The sequence below is a fragment of the Streptomyces sp. NPDC055243 genome, assembly GCF_044544025.1.
Taxonomy (GTDB): Bacteria; Actinomycetota; Actinomycetes; order Streptomycetales; family Streptomycetaceae; genus Streptomyces.
This window is the reverse complement of record NZ_JBITWR010000021.1, coordinates 102,870-121,154: the sequence shown is the minus strand read 5'-3', so window position 1 is coordinate 121,154 and position 18,285 is coordinate 102,870. Positions and strand designations below refer to the sequence as shown.

General features: G+C 70.4%; 16 protein-coding genes. 3 read left to right on the top strand and 13 right to left on the bottom strand.

Annotation, left to right across the window (positions count from 1 at the left end; translation table 11 throughout):
* Positions 1-8: 8 nt before the first annotated feature.
* From ACIGXX_RS39080 to ACIGXX_RS39070, 3 genes are all read right to left on the bottom strand, one after another.
* Entirely contained in the window at positions 9-1,541 is a 1,533-nt protein-coding gene (locus tag ACIGXX_RS39080) for an FGGY-family carbohydrate kinase (protein WP_399983162.1), read from the bottom strand.
* Positions 1,542-1,543: 2 nt separating this feature from the next.
* Positions 1,544-2,338, bottom strand: coding sequence for an SDR family oxidoreductase (locus ACIGXX_RS39075; protein ID WP_351164170.1), 795 nt, complete (start codon positions 2,336-2,338; stop codon positions 1,544-1,546).
* 132 nt (positions 2,339-2,470) lie between these two features.
* Positions 2,471-3,373: a helix-turn-helix domain-containing protein gene (locus tag ACIGXX_RS39070; RefSeq protein WP_361473584.1), complete on the bottom strand. Its 903-nt coding sequence runs from the start codon at positions 3,371-3,373 to the stop codon at positions 2,471-2,473.
* 113 nt (positions 3,374-3,486) lie between these two features.
* Here ACIGXX_RS39070 and ACIGXX_RS39065 point away from each other — a divergent pair, with 113 nt between their 5' ends.
* Positions 3,487-3,918, top strand: a complete 432-nt coding sequence (locus ACIGXX_RS39065; protein ID WP_351164169.1) for a Rid family hydrolase — start codon at positions 3,487-3,489, stop codon at positions 3,916-3,918.
* Positions 3,919-3,966: 48 nt separating this feature from the next.
* Here the strand turns inward: ACIGXX_RS39065 and ACIGXX_RS39060 are convergent, their stop codons facing one another.
* The gene (locus ACIGXX_RS39060; protein WP_399983153.1) at positions 3,967-4,383 is read right to left on the bottom strand and encodes an SRPBCC family protein; all 417 of its coding nucleotides are present in this window, start codon (positions 4,381-4,383) and stop codon (positions 3,967-3,969) included.
* 93 nt (positions 4,384-4,476) lie between these two features.
* Positions 4,477-5,487, bottom strand: coding sequence for an aldo/keto reductase (locus ACIGXX_RS39055; protein WP_399983150.1), 1,011 nt, complete (start codon positions 5,485-5,487; stop codon positions 4,477-4,479).
* A 140-nt stretch (positions 5,488-5,627) separates the two neighbouring features.
* Here ACIGXX_RS39055 and ACIGXX_RS39050 point away from each other — a divergent pair, with 140 nt between their 5' ends.
* Positions 5,628-6,539, top strand: coding sequence for a LysR substrate-binding domain-containing protein (locus ACIGXX_RS39050; RefSeq protein ID WP_399983147.1), 912 nt, complete (start codon positions 5,628-5,630; stop codon positions 6,537-6,539).
* An 8-nt stretch (positions 6,540-6,547) separates the two neighbouring features.
* Here ACIGXX_RS39050 and ACIGXX_RS39045 read toward each other — a convergent pair whose 3' ends face one another.
* The 4 genes from ACIGXX_RS39045 to ACIGXX_RS39030 all read right to left on the bottom strand — a co-directional run bounded on the left by ACIGXX_RS39045 (position 6,548) and on the right by ACIGXX_RS39030 (position 11,536).
* Entirely contained in the window at positions 6,548-8,059 is a 1,512-nt protein-coding gene (locus ACIGXX_RS39045; RefSeq protein WP_399983144.1) for an acyl-CoA synthetase, read from the bottom strand.
* Positions 8,060-8,147: 88 nt separating this feature from the next.
* Positions 8,148-8,894, bottom strand: a complete 747-nt coding sequence (locus ACIGXX_RS39040; protein ID WP_351164163.1) for a succinate dehydrogenase/fumarate reductase iron-sulfur subunit — start codon at positions 8,892-8,894, stop codon at positions 8,148-8,150.
* Positions 8,891-10,864, bottom strand: a complete 1,974-nt coding sequence (locus tag ACIGXX_RS39035) for a fumarate reductase/succinate dehydrogenase flavoprotein subunit (RefSeq protein WP_351164162.1) — start codon at positions 10,862-10,864, stop codon at positions 8,891-8,893. The genes ACIGXX_RS39040 and ACIGXX_RS39035 overlap by 4 nt, the downstream gene beginning before the upstream one ends.
* Positions 10,865-11,536, bottom strand: coding sequence for a succinate dehydrogenase (locus ACIGXX_RS39030; RefSeq protein ID WP_351164466.1), 672 nt, complete (start codon positions 11,534-11,536; stop codon positions 10,865-10,867).
* A 135-nt stretch (positions 11,537-11,671) separates the two neighbouring features.
* Here ACIGXX_RS39030 and ACIGXX_RS39025 point away from each other — a divergent pair, with 135 nt between their 5' ends.
* Positions 11,672-12,550: a LysR substrate-binding domain-containing protein gene (locus ACIGXX_RS39025; RefSeq protein ID WP_351164161.1), complete on the top strand. Its 879-nt coding sequence runs from the start codon at positions 11,672-11,674 to the stop codon at positions 12,548-12,550.
* A 147-nt stretch (positions 12,551-12,697) separates the two neighbouring features.
* Here ACIGXX_RS39025 and ACIGXX_RS39020 read toward each other — a convergent pair whose 3' ends face one another.
* The 4 genes from ACIGXX_RS39020 to ACIGXX_RS39005 form a co-directional block, all read right to left on the bottom strand.
* A complete protein-coding gene (locus tag ACIGXX_RS39020; protein WP_361473597.1) occupies positions 12,698-13,456 on the bottom strand; it encodes a VOC family protein in 759 nt (252 codons plus the stop codon).
* Positions 13,457-13,465: 9 nt separating this feature from the next.
* Positions 13,466-15,601 carry an EAL domain-containing protein gene (locus ACIGXX_RS39015; protein ID WP_351164159.1) on the bottom strand — a complete coding sequence of 712 codons (2,136 nt, stop codon included), beginning with the start codon at positions 15,599-15,601 and terminating at the stop codon, positions 13,466-13,468.
* Positions 15,598-16,410 carry an SAM-dependent methyltransferase gene (locus tag ACIGXX_RS39010; RefSeq protein WP_351164157.1) on the bottom strand — a complete coding sequence of 271 codons (813 nt, stop codon included), beginning with the start codon at positions 16,408-16,410 and terminating at the stop codon, positions 15,598-15,600. Before ACIGXX_RS39010 ends, ACIGXX_RS39015 begins: the two co-directional genes overlap by 4 nt.
* Positions 16,411-16,716: 306 nt before the next feature.
* Positions 16,717-17,715 (bottom strand): SCO0930 family lipoprotein, encoded by a 999-nt coding sequence (locus tag ACIGXX_RS39005; RefSeq protein ID WP_361473603.1) that lies wholly within the window; start codon positions 17,713-17,715, stop codon positions 16,717-16,719.
* Positions 17,716-18,285: the final 570 nt, after the last annotated feature.

Sequence of the window (18,285 nt, the reverse complement as noted above, 5' to 3'; positions counted from 1 at the left end):
AGTACACGCTAGTTGAGCCGCGCCAGCTGGTGCGCGGCCTCGCGGGTCGCCGGATACAGGTCCAGGTAGATCCCGTACAGCCGGTCGTAGACGGTCGAGGTGGTGTCATCGGGGGCCACCACCTCGACCGTCGGATTCCAGTGCGCGATGTCGGCCGGCTCGGCGAGCCCGGCGCCCACCGCCGCGAGGAACGCGTCGCCGTACGCCGCTCCGATGGTGTGGCGCGGCAGATGCTGCTCGCGCCTGGTCACGTCGGAGACGATCCGGGTCCACAGCGCACGCGCGCCGCCGCCGACCGCGACCAGGCGCTCGGCGGTGGCACCCGCATCGGCCATGGCGGCGAGATTGTGCCGGACGCCGTACGCGGTGGCCTCCAGGGCGGCCCGGTAGAGATGTCCGCGGCCGTGCCGCAGCGTGAGCCCGTGGACCAGTCCCCGGGCGTCGGGGTCGAAGAGCGGGGTGCGCTCCCCCGCGAAGTACGGCAGCATCAGCAGCCCCTCGGCGCCGGGCGGCAACGCCCCTGCCTCCGCCGTCAGTTGCTCGTACGAAGCGCCCGTGAGGTCACGCAGCCACCCGGTGACGGCGCCCGACGTGGCCATCCCGGCGGCCAGGCAGTACGTGCCGGGGAACGCCCCCGCCGTGCCCCACAGATGCGGGCTGGTCAGCGGCTGCGGCACGATGCCGACCAGGAACATCGTCGTGCCGTACATGAGCATGAGGTCGCCCGGCGCGGCCACGCCGACACCGGCCGCCTCCGCCCAGGCGTCGACCGTGCCCGCGACGACAGGAGTGCCCGCGGGGATGCCGGTGCGGGCCTCGGCCTGCGGCGTCACGGCGCCGACGACGTCGGAGGGCCAGACCAGCTCGGGCCACTGGAGGCCCGGAGCGACCTCCTCGCAGCGGTCCGCCATCCAGGTCCGGGCGGCCAGGTCGTAGAGCGGGGTGCACTGGCTCGCCGAGTGGTGGTCGAGGACGTACCGGCCGGTGAGGCGGTGCACGAGGTACGAACTGGCCATGTACCAGCGGCGGGTGATGCCATAGGCCGCCGGTTCGTGGCGGCGCAGCCACGCGAGCTTGGGGCCGATCGCCTGACTGGTCAGGGGTGAGCCGCAGCGGCTGATGATCTCCTCGGGGCCGTAGCGCTCGTTCTGCTCGGCGATCTCGGCACCGGCCCGGGTGTCCACGCCGTACAGGATGGCCGGACGCACCGGCGCGCCCTTCTCGTCGACGGGGAGCAGACAGGGGCCGATGCCGCTGACGCCGACCGCGGCGAGCGTCTCGCCCGCGGGCAGTTCGGCCAGCAACTCCCGGGCCAGATCCCGGAATTCGGCCCACCACACGCCGTCCGCGTCGTGCTCGAACCAGCCGGGGTGCGGCGTGGACGTCACGTGCTCGCGCTGCGCCCGGGCGACGAGCGTGCCGTCGGGGCGGACCAGGACGCCCTTGGAGGAGGACGTCCCGATGTCGACGCCGAGCAGCAGTCCGGTGCGGGGCGCGGTGGCGGAGGTCGTGGCCGCGGAGGGGACGGTCGCGGAGGCCATGGCTACGGGAGGATCGAGTCCACGTAGCCGCCGTCGACGCGGATCGCGCCGCCGGTCGTGGCGGAGGCCAGCGGGGAGCTGAGGTAGACGACCATGTGCGCGATCTCCTGCGGCTCGATGAGCCGCTGGATCAGGGACTGCGGGCGGTGCTTGATCATGAACTCCCGCTGCGCCTCGTCCCAGGGCAGCGCGGAGTCGACCAGCTCGTACACGAAGTCCTCCACGCCGCCGGTGTGCGTGGGGCCCGCGATCACGGAGTTGACGGTCACGCCCGACCCGGCGGCCTCCTTGGCGAAGCCTCGGGAGACCGCGAGGAGCGCCGTCTTCGACATGCCGTAGTGGATCATCTCGGCGGGGACGACGACCGCGGAGTCGCTGGCGATGTTCTGGATGCGCCCCCAGGCGCGGTCCTTCATCCCGGGCAGGTAGTGGCGGATCATGCGGACGGCGGTCAGGACGTTCACCTCGAAGTAGCGGCGCCATTCGTCGTCGCTGATGTCGAGGGCCGGCTCCGCGCCGAAGATGCCGAGGTTGTTGATGAGGATGTCCACCTGGGGGACGGCCGCGAAGACCTGGGCGGCGCCTTCGTCGGTGGAGATGTCACCGGGGGCCCGGAGGAATTCGGCTGCGCCGTGCTCCCCCTTCAGCCGGTCGACGGCCTTGTCGACGGAGGCCGCGGTCCGTCCGTTGACGGCCACCCGGGCACCGGCCTTGGCCAGGCCGACCGCGATGGCTGCCCCGATTCCCTGGGTCGATCCGGTGACGAGGGCGGTCTTGCCGGAGAGATCTACGAGCATGGTGCGTTCCTCCTGCTGCGGTGCGACTGGACGGGTCCGGTGCGTGGACCCCGCCTTGCCCCCGATGCCCAGTAGATCATTCCGGCGGGCTCGGCGGGCCTTTTTGAGGGCTTGCTGCGGGCTTTGTGCGGGTCAACCATGCTGCTTTCTGTAGGCGCTCGGGGTCACTCCCACCTCTCTTCGGAAGATCGTCCGGAAATTCGCGGCCGAACCGAATCCCACCTCTCCCGCGATTCTCTCGACGGACCAGTCGGAGGCCTCAAGGAGTCGGCGCGCGCCGAGAATCCGCTGGAGGGCGACCCACTGCATGGGCGGCATTCCCGTCTCGCGCACGAAACGCCGGATCAGCGTTCTGCGCGAAAGCAGGCTGCGGTCGGCCAGTTGCTGCACGGTGATCGAGGCGCCCAGGTTCTCGCTCACCCATTCCCGCGTCGCCCGCAGGCTGTCGCGACGAGGGGTGGGGACGTCCGCGTACTGCGGCTCGCTCGCGCCACGGACAGAAGAGAAGACGACGTCCTTCGCCACTCCGTCCGCGACCGTGGTGCCGAAATCGCTCTGGACCACATGAAGACACGCGTCAATGGCCGCGCCCCCGCCCGCTGACGTCAAAATCGCCCCGTCCTCGACGAACAGCCGATTCTCGATGACGTCGACGCGCGGGTACGCCAGGCGGAGTTCGTCGGTATGGCGCCAGTGCGTCGTGGCCGACTTGCCGTTCAGAATGCCGCCGGCCGCGAGCGCGAACACCCCCGTACAGACGCCTACGACACGCGCGCCCCGGTCGACCGCGATCCGCAGCGCTCTGAGGTATTTCTCCGGGACCGGCAGATGCGGGGCTTCGTAACCCGGGACCACGACGATATCGGCGTGCTCCACGTCGGCGAGCGACGACGATCCGTCGCCGGCATCCCCGCACACCCGGACGCGATATCCCAGATGCCGCCCAAAAACATGTTCAGGGATGCTGACGTCCAGCGCGTAGAAGCGCGGCATCGCCAGGACCGCGACAACCGTCCCGCCCTCCGTGGATCGCAAGTGCGCCCCCTCATACCTTCGCGTACCCGTCGCCCGGACCTGGCACGATCCTTGCCTCACGTGGCACAGCCGAGCCTGTTCCACCCCGGAACCGGCCTCATATCGTCGACACCATGAGCAGCACACAGCAAGTCGAGAACTTCGGGGTCCCGTGGGAAGAGACGTACGGGTACGTGCAGGCGGTCAGACGCGGCGACACCATCTACCTCTCCGGCCAAGTGGCCCACAGCGGGACGGAAGTTGTCGCCCCCGCTCCCGTCAATGATGCAGGACTGGTCACGGACTTCTCCCGCATGGGCGATCAGCTGCGCCAGTGCTACGCCAACGCGGCGCAGCTGCTCCGGCGCTTCGGCGCGTCGCTGGACGACGTCGTCGAAGAAGTCATCTACGCACTCGACGTCGACGCGGCCGACGCCGCGGCGGGACCGGTGCGCAAGGAGGCCTACGGCCGGCCGGACCCGCAGGTGGCGAGCACCATGGTCGGAACCCCGCGGCTGGCCTTCCCGGAACTCCTGGTCGAGGTCAAGTTCACCGCCCGGGTCTGACGGGCCCCGGGCCGGGCCCCGGACGAACGGTCCCGGGGCCCTTGGCTCTCAAGCGGAAAGGGTCTGCTTCAGGGCGGCGAGACCGTCGCTGAAGATGCCGTGGAACAGGGCGACGACCTCCTCGTCACCGACACCCACCGGTGTGAAGGCGCCGGACCACTCCACGCGGGACGCGTCCTGTCCTGGCACCTCGTGCACCGTGAGGGTGGCCACGTAGTCGGTGGCGGGGAACGGCGCCTGGAGGATGGAGTAGCTGTACGTGCGCGCCTTCTCGTCGAAGGTCAGCAGGCGCTCGATGATGACGCCCCCGTCCTCGCTCTTGAGGGTGCGCACGCGACCGCCCTCGCTGGATTCGCTGGAGGGGATGAACGGAAGCCAGTCGGGCAGCGAGTCGAAGCCGCCGATGAGCTGCCAGACGCGGTCGGCCGGTACGGGGATCTCGATGGACGCGGAGGTGGAAGCCACGGGTTCTCCTTGAAGGGTTCCTTGAGGGGCGTACGAGGTGTGCGGGGGTGTGCGGCGGGACGTACGGGCTTGCGAGTCAAGGCAGTTCGCCGGTCAGGCGGTGGGCACCGGTGCGTCCGCCGCGATCAGCTTCTCCTGGCGCAGGTCCGTCCAGAAAGCGGCCGGGACCTGCTCGCCGAGCGCGGCGACGTCCTCGGCGATGCGGCTCGGCCTGGTGGCGCCGGGGATGGCCGCCACCGTCGCCGGGTGCGCGAGGGAGAACTGCAGGGCGACGGCCTTGATGCCGACGCCGTGCCGCTCGGCGAGCGCCTTGATGCGCTCGACCTTGGCGATGATGTCCGCGGGCGCCTTCTGGTACTCGAAGTGCTGACCGCCCGCGAGGATGCCCGAGCTGTAGGGGCCGCCCACGACGATGTCGACGCCCTGGGCCTCGGCGGCCGGCAGCAGTCGCTGCAGGGCGCGGTCGTGGTCGAGGAGGGTGTAGCGGCCCGCGAGGAGGAAGGCGTCGGGCTTCGGCTCGTCCAGGTCGAGGGTGAGCTCGAGCGGCTCCACGCGGTTGACGCCCAGGCCCCAGCCCTTGATGACACCCTCGTCGCGCAGCCGGTCCAGGGTGCGGAAAGCGCCCGTACGGGCCTGCTCATAGGCGGCCAGCCATTCGTCGCCGTAGAAGTCCTGCGCGACATCATGCACCCACACGACGTCGAGCCGGTCCGTCCGCAGCCGCTTCAGGCTGTCCTCGACGGAGCGCAGGGTGGCGTCGGCCGTGTAGTCGTTGACCATCTTGTTCGGGCGGCCGTGCTCGAAGAGGCCGCCCTTCTCGCCGAGGTCGCGCGCGGCGGGGTCCTCGACCTCGTCCAGGATGACGCGGCCGACCTTCGTGCTCAGGACGTAGTCGTCGCGGGGGTGGCCCGACAGGACGTCGCCGAGGCGGATCTCGGAGAGGCCCGCGCCGTAGAAGGGTGCGGTGTCGAAGTAGCGGATGCCCTGGTCCCAGGCGGCCTCGACGGTGGCCGCGGCCTCCTCGTCGGGGATGGCCCGGAACATGTTGCCGAGCGGGGCGGTGCCGAAGCCGAGCGCTCCGGGGAGGAGGGAGGTGATGCTCATGAGGGGTCCTCGCGGTGGTGGATTTCCGATGGTTCCCTGGGGTTCGGGTGATCCGTCGGCCTTGCGAGTTCGAGGTTAGGATCGATGCTTGAGACTGTCCAAGACTCGCTTGGACACACTTGAGTCCTCCGAGGTCTTACATGCTTGACCTGCGACAACTCCGCTATTTCGTGGCCGTCGCCGAGACGGAACACGTCGGCCGGGCGGCGGAAGCGCTGCACATCTCCCAGTCGCCGCTCAGCCGCCAGATCGCCCAGCTGGAGAAACAGCTCGGCCTCGCCCTGTTCGAGCGCAGCCAGCAGCGCATCCGCCTCACCCCCGACGGCAAGGTCTTCCTGAGCGAGGCCCGCGCCCTGCTGCGGCACGCGGACCGCCTGGAGAACCTCGGCCGCAGGCTCGGCCGCGGCGAGGAGGGCGGGCTGTGCATCGGATACGTGGGCGACGCCATGCACACCGGCGTCCTGCCGGGCGCGCTGCGCACCCTTCAGGAGGAGCGCCCCGGCATCCATGTCGCCCTCTACAGCCTCTCCACGGCCGAGCAGTTCGAGGGCCTGCGCCAGCGCAGCCTCGACATCGCCCTCGTCCAGGATCCGCCGCCGCAAGGCGACCCGGACCTCCTGGCCGCACCCTTGCTCGAAGACCCGCTGCTGCTCGCACTGCCCGCCTCCCATCCGCTGGCCGCGCAGGCGGAGTTGACGCCGGGCGACCTGGACGGCCAGGCGTGGATCGCGGTGGAGAACTCCCAGGACCCGGCCTGGCGCGACGCCTTCCTCGCCTCGTGCGTGGCCTCCGGCTTCACCCCGGACATCCGTCTGGACGCCGCCGAGCCGCTCACCGCGCTCGGCCTCGTCGCCTCCGGCCTCGGTCTCGCGCTCATCCAGCGGAGCATGGTGCGCGGCACGACGGACGGTGTCGCCGTACGCGAACTGCCCTGGCACAAGGCGTCCGTTCACCTGTGGGCGGCCTGGCACGCCGTCGATCTGCGGCCGGTGGTGGCGTCCTTCCGCGAGACGGTCCTGGCGAGCGGCGAGATCGACGGCGCCACCGACTGACTCCGCGCTCAGTTCCAGTACGACCTGCGCAGCGAGGACTTGGCCAGCTTCCCGGTCGGCGTGCGGGGCAGCGAGTCCGCGAAGTCCACGGAGCGGGGCGCCTTGTAGTGGGCGAGCCTCTCCCGTACGAACGCGACCAGCTCACGCTCCAGTTCGGGCCCCGCCGTCACCCCGTCGGCCGGCTGCACCACCGCCTTGACCGCCTCGCCCATCTCCGCGTCCGGCACCCCGATGACCGCGACGTCCGCGACCGCCGGATGCAGCACGAGACAGTCCTCGGCCTCCTGCGGATAGACGTTCACCCCACCCGAGATGATCATGAATGCCTTGCGGTCGGTGAGGAAGAGATAGCCGTCCTCGTCGACGTGGCCGATGTCCCCCGTGGTGGTCCAGTTGGGGTGCTCGGGGTGCTGGGCCTCGCGGGTGCGGACGTCGTCGTTGTGGTAGCGGAAGGAGAGTTCCTCGCGCTCGAAGTAGACGGTGCCGGTCTCGCCGGTCGGCAGCAGTTTGCCCGCGTCGTCGCAGATCCGCAGCTCGCCGAGGAGCCCGTCCTTGCCGACCGAGCCGGGCTTGCGCAGCCACTCCTCGGGCGAGATGAACGTGATGCCGTTGCCCTCGGTCGAGGAGTAGTACTCGTACAGGACCGGCCCCCACCACTCCAGCATCCGCTGCTTGACCTCGACGGGGCAGGGCGCGGCCGCGTGGATGGCGGTCTTCATCGACGACAGGTCGTAGCGCTCGCGCACCTCGGCGGGCAGCTTCAGCATCCGTACGAACATGGTCGGCACCCACTGGCTGTGCGTGACGCGGTGCCGCTCGACGGCCGCGAGGGCGCCTTCCGCGTCGAAGGCGTCCATGAGCACGACGGTGCCGCCGAGCGCCGTGACGACGCCGCAGAAGCGCAGGGGCGCTGCGTGGTAGATCGGGGCGGGCGAGAGATAGACGGTGTCCTCGCCGAAGCCGTACATGGCCTGGAAGATCAGGACGTAGGTGCTCGGCTCGTCACGCACGTCGCCCTCGGGCAGCGCGGGCTTGATGCCCTTGGGTCGGCCCGTGGTGCCGGAGGAGTACAGCATGTCGGTGCCGCGCGGCTGGTGGGCGGGCGGCTGCGCGGACGCGGCCGCCAGGGCCTTCTCGTACGTTCCGTCGTCGAGCCCGAGCAGGATCGGCGGGCCACCCGCCGACTCCACGACGGCCGCTCCCAGTTCGGCGAGTGATCCGGAGACGATCAGCGCCTTGGCCCCGCAGTCGCGGACGATGTACGCGGCCTCGTCCGTCGAGAGGTGGTGGTTGACGGCGGTGAGATACAGGCCCGAGCGCAGCGCCGCCCAGTAGACCTCCAGGGCGCGCGGATCGTTGTCGCTGAGCAGGGCGAAGTGGTCGCCCCTGCGCAGGCCTGCGGCCCGCAGATGATCCGCGAGCCGCAGGGAGCGTTCTTCGAGTTGTCCGTAGGTGAGGGTCCGTGTGCCGTCGGCGGTGACGACGGCCGTCCTGGCGGGGTCGTACGCTCCCGGATGCATGCGCAGACGCTACGCGCCCCGCAGGGGCGCGGGGAACTGCGCGACCAGCCACAACGGACCCGCAGATCCCAACGGCCCCACGCAGTACCTAGCGGCTGACCTTCCGCGTGGCCCGCAACCACTCCTTGTTCATCGCAGAGATGGAAGGCAAGGGGATCCCCTTGGGACAGGCAGAGGCGCAGGCGCCAGTAAGCGTGCAGCCGCCGAAGCCCTCCTCGTCCATCTGCGCCACCATGTCGAGCACACGCGTCTCGCGCTCGGGAGCGCCCTGTGGCAGCACGCCCAGGTGGTTGACCTTCGCCGAGGTGAACAGCATCGCCGAGCCGTTGGGGCAGGCGGCGACGCATGCCCCGCAGCCGATGCACTCCGCGTGCTCGAACGCGAAGTCCGCGTCCGGCTTGGGCACGGGGGCCGCGTGGGCTTCGGGTGCGGCGCCGGTCGGGGCGCTGATGTAGCCGCCGGACTGGATGATCCGGTCGAAGGAGGAGCGGTCCACGACCAGGTCCTTGACGACCGGGAAGGCGGAGGCGCGCCACGGTTCGACGTCGATCGTGTCGCCGTCCTTGAAGGACCGCATGTGCAGCTGACAGGTGGTGGTGCGCTCGGGGCCGTGCGCGTCGCCGTTGATGACGAGCGAGCACGCGCCGCAGATGCCCTCGCGGCAGTCGTGGTCGAAGGCGACCGGGTCGTCGCCCTTGACGATGAGTTCTTCGTTGAGGGTGTCCAGCATCTCCAGGAAGGACATGTCGGAGGAGATGCCGTCCACCTCGTAGGTGGACATGGCGCCGTCGGCGTCGGCGTTCTGCTGGCGCCAGACGCGCAGGGTGAGCTTCATGCGTAGCTCCGCTGAGTGGGGTGGACGTACTCGAAGACGAGGTCTTCCTTGTGAAGGGTGGGAGCCTCACCCGTGGCCGTGAACTCCCAGGCGGCGGCGTACGAGAACTCCTCGTCCACGCGGGCCGCCTCGCCGTCCGGCGTCTGCGACTCCTCGCGGAAGTGGCCGCCGCAGGACTCGGCGCGGTGCAGGGCGTCGAGGCACATCAGCTCGGCGAGCTCCAGATAGTCGACGATGCGGTTCGCCTTCTCCAGGGACTGGTTGAACTCCTCGCCGGTGCCGGGCACTTTGAGCCGGCGCCAGAACTCCTCGCGGATCTGCGGGATGCGCTCAAGGGCCTTGCGAAGACCCGTCTCCGTTCGGGCCATGCCGCAGAACTCCCACATGAGCTCGCCGAGTTCGCGGTGGAAGGAGTCGGGGGTGCGGTCGCCGTCGACGGCGAGCAGCCGGGTGACACGGTCCGTGGTCTCGTCCAACACCTCGCGTACGACGGGGTGTTCGTCGGAGATCTCGTCGTGGTGCGGGTTGCGGGCGAGGTAGTCGTTGATCGTGGACGGCAGGACGAAGTAGCCGTCGGCGAGGCCCTGCATGAGGGCCGAGGCGCCGAGCCGGTTCGCGCCGTGGTCGGAGAAGTTGGCCTCGCCGACCGCGAAGAGGCCGGGGACGGTGGTCTGCAGGTCGTAGTCGACCCACAGTCCGCCCATCGTGTAGTGCACGGCGGGGTAGATCCGCATCGGCGTCTTGTACGGGTCCTCGTCGGTGATCCGCGCGTACATGTCGAAGAGGTTGCCGTACTTGGCCTCGACCGCCTTCTTGCCCATGCGCTGGATGGCGTCGGCGAAGTCGAGGTAGACGCCCTGGCCGCCGGGACCCACTCCCCTGCCCTCGTCGCAGACGTTCTTCGCCGCGCGCGAGGCGATGTCGCGGGGCACGAGGTTGCCGAAGGAGGGGTAGATACGCTCCAGGTAGTAGTCGCGCTCATCCTCGGGGATCTTGTTGGCCGGGCGGTCGTCGCCCTTGGCCTTGGGGACCCAGATGCGGCCGTCGTTGCGCAGCGACTCGCTCATCAGCGTCAGCTTGGACTGGTGGTCGCCGGTGCGCGGGATGCACGTCGGGTGGATCTGCGTGAAGCAGGGGTTGGCGAAGTAGGCGCCGCGCCGGTGGGCCCGCCAGATGGCCGTGGCGTTGGAGTTCATGGCGTTGGTCGACAGGTAGAAGACGTTGCCGTAGCCGCCGGACGCGAGGACGACCGCGTCGGCGAAGTACGTCTCGATCTTGCCGGTGATCAGGTCGCGGGCGACGATGCCGCGGGCGCGCCCGTCCACCACGATGACGTCGAGCATCTCCGTGCGCGGGTGCATCTCGACGTTCCCGGCCGCGATCTGCCGCGAAAGGGCCTGGTAGGCGCCGAGCAGGAGCTGCTGCCCCGTCTGGCCGCGCGCGTAGAACGTCCGGGAGACCTGTACGCCACCGAAGGAGCGGGTGTCGAGGAGCCCTCCGTACTCGCGCGCGAACGGAACGCCCTGCGCGACGCACTGGTCGATGATCTCCACCGAGATCTGCGCGAGGCGGTGCACGTTGGACTCGCGGGCGCGGAAGTCGCCGCCCTTGACGGTGTCGTAGAACAGGCGGTGGACGGAGTCGCCGTCGTTGCGGTAGTTCTTCGCGGCGTTGATGCCGCCCTGCGCGGCGATGGAGTGGGCGCGGCGCGGCGAGTCCTGGTAGCAGAACTGCACGACGTGGTAGCCCTGTTCGGCGAGCGTGGCGCCCGCGGAGCCGCCCGCGAGGCCGGTGCCGACGACGATCACGGTGTGCTTGCGGCGGTTGGCGGGGTTGACCAGCTTGGCCTCGAAGCGGCGGGTGTCCCAGCGCTCGGCGACCGGTCCTGCCGGGGCCTTGGTGTCGACGACCGGCTCCCCGGTCGCGTACTCGGCGTACTCACGAGAGGAGTGCTCACGGGAGGAATTCATCTAGCTCACCACTCCGGTCATGACGGCGACAGGTACGACCACGAAGCCCGCCGTCAGGACCAGCGCGAGGCCATTGGCGATGATCTTGAGGGCGCGGTCGCGGGTCGCCTTGCCCGCGCCGAGGGTCTGCGCGGCGCTCCACAGCCCGTGGCGGACGTGGAAGCCGAGGGCCACGACGGCGACGATGTAGATGACGTTGCCGTACCACGTGGAGAACGTGTCGATGATGTTCTGGTACGGGTGCAGGTGTTCGTAGCCGCCCGGGTGCACGGTGCCGGTCGTCAGGTCCAGGATGTGCCAGACGATGAAGAGGGCGAGGATGATCCCGCCCCAGCGCATCGTGCGCGTCGCGAAGCTCTTGCCCGCCTTCTTGTTCACGTACTTGGTGGGGCGCGCCTTGATGTCGCGGCGGCTCAGTTGGAAGGCGGAGACGGCGTGCGCGACCACGGCGGCCACGAGCACGACGCGGATCAGCCAGAGCGTCCACTCGTAGTGCATGAAGGGCTCGCCGACCGTGCGCAGCCAGTGGGCGTAGTGGTTGAGCTCCGCGGGCCCGAAGAAGATCTTCAGGTTCCCGATCATGTGGGCGACCAGATAGAGCAGCATGATCAGGCCGCTCACGGCCATCACTGTCTTCTTGCCGACGGACGAGTCCCAGATCGTGCGCGTCATCGACGACCGTTTTCGGTCCGTCCGCGTTGCCAGAGCCATGGAACCGACGCTAAGGCCGAAAGTCCCGATCGGTCCAAGAGATGGATCAGCTCATCTCGATAGCGAATGGCTATCATCGGCCGTACCCTGCCCTGTATGCAGTTCCAACAGCTCCTCTACTTCGTCGCGGTGGCCGAGACCAGGCACTTCACCCGGGCCGCCGAGCAGGTGCACGTCTCGCAGCCCTCGCTCTCCCAGCAGGTCCGCGCCCTGGAGAAGGAGCTGGGCGCCGAGCTGTTCAGCAGGGCCCGCGGCAACATCGCGCTGACCGACGCGGGCGAGGCGCTGCTCCCGCTGGCCCGCAGAATCCTCGCGGACGCCGACACCGCGCGCATCGAGGTCCAGGAGCTGGCCCAGCTGCGCCGCGGCCGGATCCGCCTGGGGGCCACCCCCAGCGTCTGCACGGGCCTGCTGCCCGAGGTCCTTCGCGCCTTCCACGACCGGCACCCCGGCATCCAGCTCCTCCTGGAGGAGGGCGGCTCCCACGACCTCGTACGGGAACTGGCGCGCGGCGCCCTCGACCTGGCGATCGTCGTGCTGCCGCTGCCGTCGCCGTCCCCGGCGCTGACGACCGTCGAGCTGCTGCGCGAGGACCTGGTCGTGGTGTCGTCACCGGACGCGCGCAAGTTCGGCGGCAGGTCGGTGCGGGTCGCCGATCTCCAGCGCGAGCGCCTTGTGATGTTCCGGCACGGCTACGACCTGCGGGAGCTGACCGTCGCCGCCTGCCGGGCCGAGGGGTTCGAGCCGGAGTTCGCGGTCGAGGGCGGCGAGATGGACGCGGTGCTCGGCTTCGTGCGGGCGGGGCTCGGGGTGGCGGTCGTGCCGCGCATGGTGGCCGAGCGCGCGGGGAGCGGCCTGCGGATGACTCCGCTGGCCCGGCCGGCCCTGCACCGCACGATCGCGCTCGCCCACCGCAGCGATGTGGCTCCGCCACGGGCCGCGCGGGAACTGCAGCGGATGTTGTTGGAGCGGTGAGGGTTGTGTGTCACCGCGGGCCCGGTGGGGGCTGGCCGCGCAGTTCCCCGCGCCCCTACGGGCGCTCACCTTGCAGGCGCCGGGTTCCCAGCGCCCCGTAAGGGGCGCCGGGAGCTGCGCGCTCAGCACCCACCGGCCCGCAGGTGCCTAACGGGCGGAAGGCAGACCGCCCGTCTCGGGGTTCCTGATCGTCAGGCAGTACGTGCCGCCCGCCGGGTCCCGCATCACGATCCAGTGCGGGCCCCGCCACACGCTCTCGGCACCCTGCCCCTCGTGCCGGACGCGGTCCGCGTCCGGGTCGGAGCAGGAGAAGTCCAGGTGGGCCCCGGCGGGCCCGTCCGAGTCGAGGCGCTGGAGCAGGATCCGGACCGGCAGGTGCGGGGTCGGGTCGACGAGGTGGAACTCGGGGCGTGAACCCGGGCGGTCGGACCACCCCGTGAAAGCGGGCCAGAACCTCTTCTCCGCCTCCCACACCGCCGGCGGCACATCGAGGCACACCTGGTCCAGACGGCTCGTGGTCCCGTCGGGCGCGACGAGCGGCTCGGGGCGGACCCGCTCGCCCTGCCACTCCACCACGCAGAACAGCTGCCCGCCCGGGGAGCGCAGGACCTCAAGGCCCTCCTCCGCGTGGACCGGGGTCGCCCCGAGCGCGCGGGCCTCGCGCGCCTTGGCGGGTACGTCCGCCACGGAGAAGTCGAGGTGCGCGCCCCCGGGGCCGTCGACCGCCTGCGCCTTCAGGAAGGCGTCGGCGCCCTCCGGCAGGAGGGTCACGAACTGCGCCTCGTCGCCGCGGAACGCGGAGAGCCGTGTCCCGGTGACCGCCGTCCAGAAGGCGTGCGCCCGCGCGAACCGGTCCTTGGGCCGGTCCACGAAGGCGTACACCCACTGGATCTCTCCGGAGGACATCCGTGCTCCTCAGCTCGTCGCGTCGGCCAGCGCCAGTTCGTGCAGCTGGTCCGGCGGGCCGGGCCGTGCGTAGTACCAGCCCTGCGCCGTGTCGCAGCCCAACTCTCGCAGCTGGTCCGCCTGGGCGCCCGTCTCGACGCCCTCGACGGTGACCGCGAGGTCCAGGCTGTGGGCGAGCGCGACGATCCCCTCGACGATCTTCAGGTCGACGGGGTCGGCCGGGAAGTGCTGCATGCCCTGCGTGAAGGAGCGGTCGAGCTTGAGGATGCTCACCGGCAGGCGGCGCAGGTTGGCGAGGTTCGAGTAGCCGGTGCCGAAGTCGTCGAGCGCGATGTCCACGCCCATCTCGGCGAGCCGCCGCAGCGGCTTGAGCAGGTCGTCGTCGGCGCCGATCAGCGCGGACTCGGTCACCTCCAGGCACAGGGCGCCCGGTTCGAGCCCGGCACGCTCCAGGATCTCCACCGTGTCCGAGACCAGGCCGGGGTGGGTCAGCTGCATGGGCGAGAGGTTCACGTTCACGCGCAGCGGCCCGGCGTCCTTGTGCCGTGCCTCCCAGGTGCGGGCCTGGCGGACCGATTCCTCCAGGACCCAGCGGCCGAGCGGCACGATCAGACCGGTGTGCTCGGCGAGCGGGATGAAGCGGTCCGGGCCGATGACGCCGTGCTGCGGATGCAGCCAGCGCACCAGCGCCTCGGCGCCGCGCACGCTGCCGTCGCCGAGGTGCACGAGGGGCTGGTACTCGATGAAGAACTCGCCGCGCTCCAGGGCCGCGGGCAGCGCGGTGGTCAGCCCGTGCCGGGTGATGGCGCGGGCGTCGGCCTCGGGGTCGGCGAGCTCGAAGCGGTTGCCGCCCGCGGACTTCGCGCGGTACATCGTGATGTCCGCGCTGCGCAGCACCTCCGCCGCGCCGCGCTCCCCGGCCGGGCCCTCGACGATGCCGATGCTGCCGCGCACGGTCAGCTCGCGGCCCTCCACGCGGATGGGCGTGGACAGCGCGTGCATGATGCGCCCGGCGAGGTCGTCGACCTCGACCTCGGTGTGCCGGCCCGTGGTCAGCGCCACGAACTCGTCGCCGCCGAGCCTGGCGACCATCTCGCCGGGCGCGGTGGCGCAGGACTGGAGCCGGTCGGCGACCTCGACGAGGAGCCGGTCGCCCGCCGCGTGCCCGAGGCTGTCGTTGACGGTCTTGAAGCCGTCCAGGTCGAGATAGCAGAGCCCGAACCGTGCGCCGTCGCCCGCCGCGAGGGCCTTCTCCAGGCGCTCGAAGAACAGGGTGCGGTTCGGCAGGCCGGTGAGCGCGTCGTGCGTGGCCTCGTAGCGCAGGCGCAGATTGAGCAGCCGGCGCTCGGTGGTGTCCTCCATCAACGCCAGCTGGTACTGCGGGACTCCGTCGGCGTCACGCAGCAGCGAGACGGTCAGGTTGGTCCACAGGACGGTGCCGTCGGGCCGGTAGAAGGCCTTCTCCACGCGGTAGTGCTCGCGCTCCCCGCGCACCAGCTCTTCGTAGAGCTTCCATACGTGGGGCGAGTCGTCGGGGTGGGTCCACTCCGCGACGTTGCGTCCGCGCACCTGGTTCTCCAGGCCGCCGAACATGCGCACCAGCGCGTCGTTCACCTCCAGGACCGTGCCCGTGAGGTCGGCTATGCCGATGCCGATCGCCGCGCCGTGGAAGACGGCACGGAAGCGTGCCTCGCTCGCGTGCAGGGCTTCGGCCACGGCACTGCGGGCGTCCAGGGCGGCGCGGGATATCGCCTCCTGCTCGGCGAGGGTCCGCTCCCTGAGGGCGGCCGCGAAGCCGGCGGCCAGGGCGTGCTGCAGGCGCGCGGACCGGGCCCGCAACTCCTCCTGGGGGCCGTCGTCACCGCAGTACAGGACGAGATAGGCGTCCACGCAGTCGAGCGTGCGGCTCAGTGCCTCGGGGTCGGTGCAGTGCGTGCCCACGAGCGCGGCGCCGATCGCCTGGCCCTCGGCCGCCTCGAAGATCCGCTCGTGCAGCGCGGCACGCAACCTCCGCGCCAACGGCACCAGTTGCTGCTCGAACTCGGGACGGGTAAGCGATGTCGCCGTCACCGGGAAGATGGCGCGGCTCCAGATGGTGGCGAACCTGCGCACTCTGCCCTCGGGCCCGTCCGGTTCCCCGCTCATGCCCTGCGCCCCACGCCGGCGAGCCCGGAGAAGGCGTACGGATCCTCCTCCTCGGGCGCGGTGTCGGGCCGCCAGCGCGGCATCGGCACGAGGCCGGGTTCCACCATGTCGTATCCCTCGAAGAACCGCGCGATCTCTTCGCGCGAGCGCATGATCAGTGGATTGCGGATGTCCTTGTAGACGCCGACCGTCTGGCCGGCCTGCTCGGCGGGGATCGGCATCCCTTCGTACGCGGCGTGCGTGAGGACGATCATGCTGCCGGGCGCGAGTGCGTCCCGCAGCTCGGCGACCGCTGTGTAGGGATCGTACGCGTCCTCCACGAAATGCAGGACGGCGACGAGGAGAAGGGCGACCGGCCGGTCGAGGTCGAGGAGTCCGTTGACCTCCGAACTGCCCAGAATGTCCAGCGGTTTGCGCAGATCCGCGGCGAGGACCGTCGCTTTCTCGTCACCGTCGAGCACGGCCCGGCTGTGCGCGACGGCCACCGCGTCGTGGTCGACGTACACCACGCGGGCCTCGGGGTGCGCCTGCCGCGCGACCTCGTGGACGTTGCCGAACGTGGGAATGCCCGAACCGATGTCGAGGAACTGCGTGATGCCCTCGGCCACGGCGAAACGCACTGCTCGGCGCATGAAGGCACGATTCGCCTGCATGATCTTGGGCAGCCCCGGCATGAACTCCATGGCCCGGCGGGCTGCGTCCCGGTCGACCTCGAAGTTGTGCGAACCGCCCAGGTAATAGTCGTAGATGCGGGACACGCTGGGCATCGTGATGTCGATGCCCTGCGGTGCCCAGGCGGGACGCTCCATCAGGACTCCAAGACGTAGGCGAGGCGAGCCGGTGTTCGAAGTGAGGCTACTGATCGTCCGCCAAGGGAGCGAGTCAAAACGGAAATTGGTCGTCCGTTCTCGGTCACTGCCTGTGGCAAGTGCCGAATATCAACCCAAAGAACCGGTCCGTTCCTTCCCCGGGGAGGGGAAAAGAACGGACCGGTAGACCGTACGCGAGGTAGTTCTGACAGGACCCCCTTCTTGGCCGGACTTCCTCTTCTGAACTCGTGCTTCGGCAAGGCTCCTTCTGTACGCCTATTTCCCGTACGTCTGCTTCCCGTACGTCTACTTCGGTGCGCCGACGGCCTTTCCGTCCGGGCCGGCCGCGAACCAAGTGCCGCCCACTCCCTGACCGTTGGTGTCGCCGGGCTTCTTGTCGCCGGAGAACGTGTACATCGGCCAGCAGTCGATCGTCTGCTGCCGCTGCCCGTCGGGGCGGTCGAAGACGACGAAGCCCTTCTTCAGGATTCCCTTGGTGTCGTTCTTCTCGACGGGCGGAACCACCGGCCACTTCTCCAGGCAGGCGCCGGTGCAGGCGGACTTCATCGGCCAGGCGGAGTCCTTCGTGAAGCGGTAGACGGTCATGCCGTTCTTGTCGACGACGATCTCCCCGAGCTTGGGGTCCTTGCGGGTGGAGAGTCCTGCCGGGTCGACGGGGGCCGTCTCGGCGGGGGGCTCGGCCTCCTCGGCGGCGGGCGCGGCCTTCTTGCCGTCGGGGGCCGCCGCGTACCAAGTGCCGCCCACACCCTGACCCTTGGCGTCACCGGCCTTGGTGTCCTTGGCGTACCGGTACATCGGCCAGCCGTCGATGGTCAGCTGCTTGCTGCCGTCGGTCCGGGTGACCTCGCCGAGCAGGGACTTGTCCACTCCGGGCGGGGCGGCCGCTCCCTCGGGGGACGCGACGGGCCAGGTCGTGGCACAGGCGCCGTCACAGTTCGACTTGGGGGGCTCGGCGGTGTCCTTGTCGAAGCGGTAGAGCGTGCGGCCCTCGCTGTCGGTGACGACCTTGCCGAGCTTCTTGCTGTCCCAGACGGCGAGTTGACCGGCGGCCTTCGCCTTCCCCGCGCCCTCCTTCGCGTCGCCGGTGTCGGCGCCGTATCCGTCGCTCCCCGCCCCGTACCCGTCTCCCTTGGCCGGGGCCTGGTTGCCGACGTTCTGTCCGTTCGGCGACTGGTCCCCCTTCTCCTGACCGCACGCCGTCGTCAGCGCCAGCATGGCCGCAGCTGTCGCCACGAGCGAGGCGCTCCGCCAGGCCCGGAAGGAACTCCCTGATGGATGCCGCATTTCTAACTCCCGCTGTCGCTTGGGTGTCGCGCCGCTGAGTGCGTCACGCATGGCCCTAGGTACGGGTGGGAACAGCTGATGCGTTCAACCCGCGTTCAAGATTCTTTTGTTCGTCAATCCCGCGCCCGGCGTCTCCTCCCTTCGGGTATGAGGAGGGTGGCGGCAGCGTGGCAGGGCGACGCGCTGCCGATGATCCTTGTCGTGCATGGATCCTCTAGGGCCTCATCCGGCCTGGTCACACGCTTAACCGCGCTGATGGTGCTGGCCTGGCTGTTCGGTTCACCGGCGGCCTCCGCGGTCTCGGCCACCGCCCCCTTCGACAGTTGCGCCTACGCCTCGATCGGTGACGCTCCCGGCGGCGACGCGGTGGCGGTCGCGGGCGACGGAGTGACCTGCAGGGCGGGCCCCACACACCGCCCCAAGCCTCCTCCGCCTCCTCCGCCACCACCGCCCGCTCCGGCCCCACCGCCGCGTCCGGAGCCGCCGGCACCGGCGCCGGAGCCCCCTCCCCCGCCGCCCCCGCTCGCGCGCCCGGCCCCGGCCAAGCCCGCGCCGCCTCCGCCACCCCCG

Bases quoted from the DNA above. Each gene is read 5' to 3' on its own strand.
- ACIGXX_RS39080 (WP_399983162.1), bottom strand. From the start codon at position 1,541: ATGGCCTCCGCGACCGTCCCCTCCGCGGCCACGACCTCCGCCACCGCG.
- ACIGXX_RS39050 (WP_399983147.1), top strand. From the start codon at position 5,628: ATGCTTGACCTGCGACAACTCCGCTATTTCGTGGCCGTCGCCGAGACG.
- ACIGXX_RS39035 (WP_351164162.1), bottom strand. From the start codon at position 10,864: ATGAATTCCTCCCGTGAGCACTCCTCTCGTGAGTACGCCGAGTACGCG.
- ACIGXX_RS39020 (WP_361473597.1), bottom strand. From the start codon at position 13,456: ATGTCCTCCGGAGAGATCCAGTGGGTGTACGCCTTCGTGGACCGGCCC.
- ACIGXX_RS39040 (WP_351164163.1), bottom strand. From the start codon at position 8,894: ATGAAGCTCACCCTGCGCGTCTGGCGCCAGCAGAACGCCGACGCCGAC.
- ACIGXX_RS39025 (WP_351164161.1), top strand. From the start codon at position 11,672: ATGCAGTTCCAACAGCTCCTCTACTTCGTCGCGGTGGCCGAGACCAGG.
- ACIGXX_RS39015 (WP_351164159.1), bottom strand. From the start codon at position 15,601: ATGAGCGGGGAACCGGACGGGCCCGAGGGCAGAGTGCGCAGGTTCGCC.
- ACIGXX_RS39055 (WP_399983150.1), bottom strand. From the start codon at position 5,487: ATGAGCATCACCTCCCTCCTCCCCGGAGCGCTCGGCTTCGGCACCGCC.
- ACIGXX_RS39005 (WP_361473603.1), bottom strand. From the start codon at position 17,715: ATGCGGCATCCATCAGGGAGTTCCTTCCGGGCCTGGCGGAGCGCCTCG.
- ACIGXX_RS39045 (WP_399983144.1), bottom strand. From the start codon at position 8,059: ATGCATCCGGGAGCGTACGACCCCGCCAGGACGGCCGTCGTCACCGCC.
- ACIGXX_RS39075 (WP_351164170.1), bottom strand. From the start codon at position 2,338: ATGCTCGTAGATCTCTCCGGCAAGACCGCCCTCGTCACCGGATCGACC.
- ACIGXX_RS39065 (WP_351164169.1), top strand. From the start codon at position 3,487: ATGAGCAGCACACAGCAAGTCGAGAACTTCGGGGTCCCGTGGGAAGAG.
- ACIGXX_RS39010 (WP_351164157.1), bottom strand. From the start codon at position 16,410: ATGGAGCGTCCCGCCTGGGCACCGCAGGGCATCGACATCACGATGCCC.
- ACIGXX_RS39030 (WP_351164466.1), bottom strand. From the start codon at position 11,536: ATGACGCGCACGATCTGGGACTCGTCCGTCGGCAAGAAGACAGTGATG.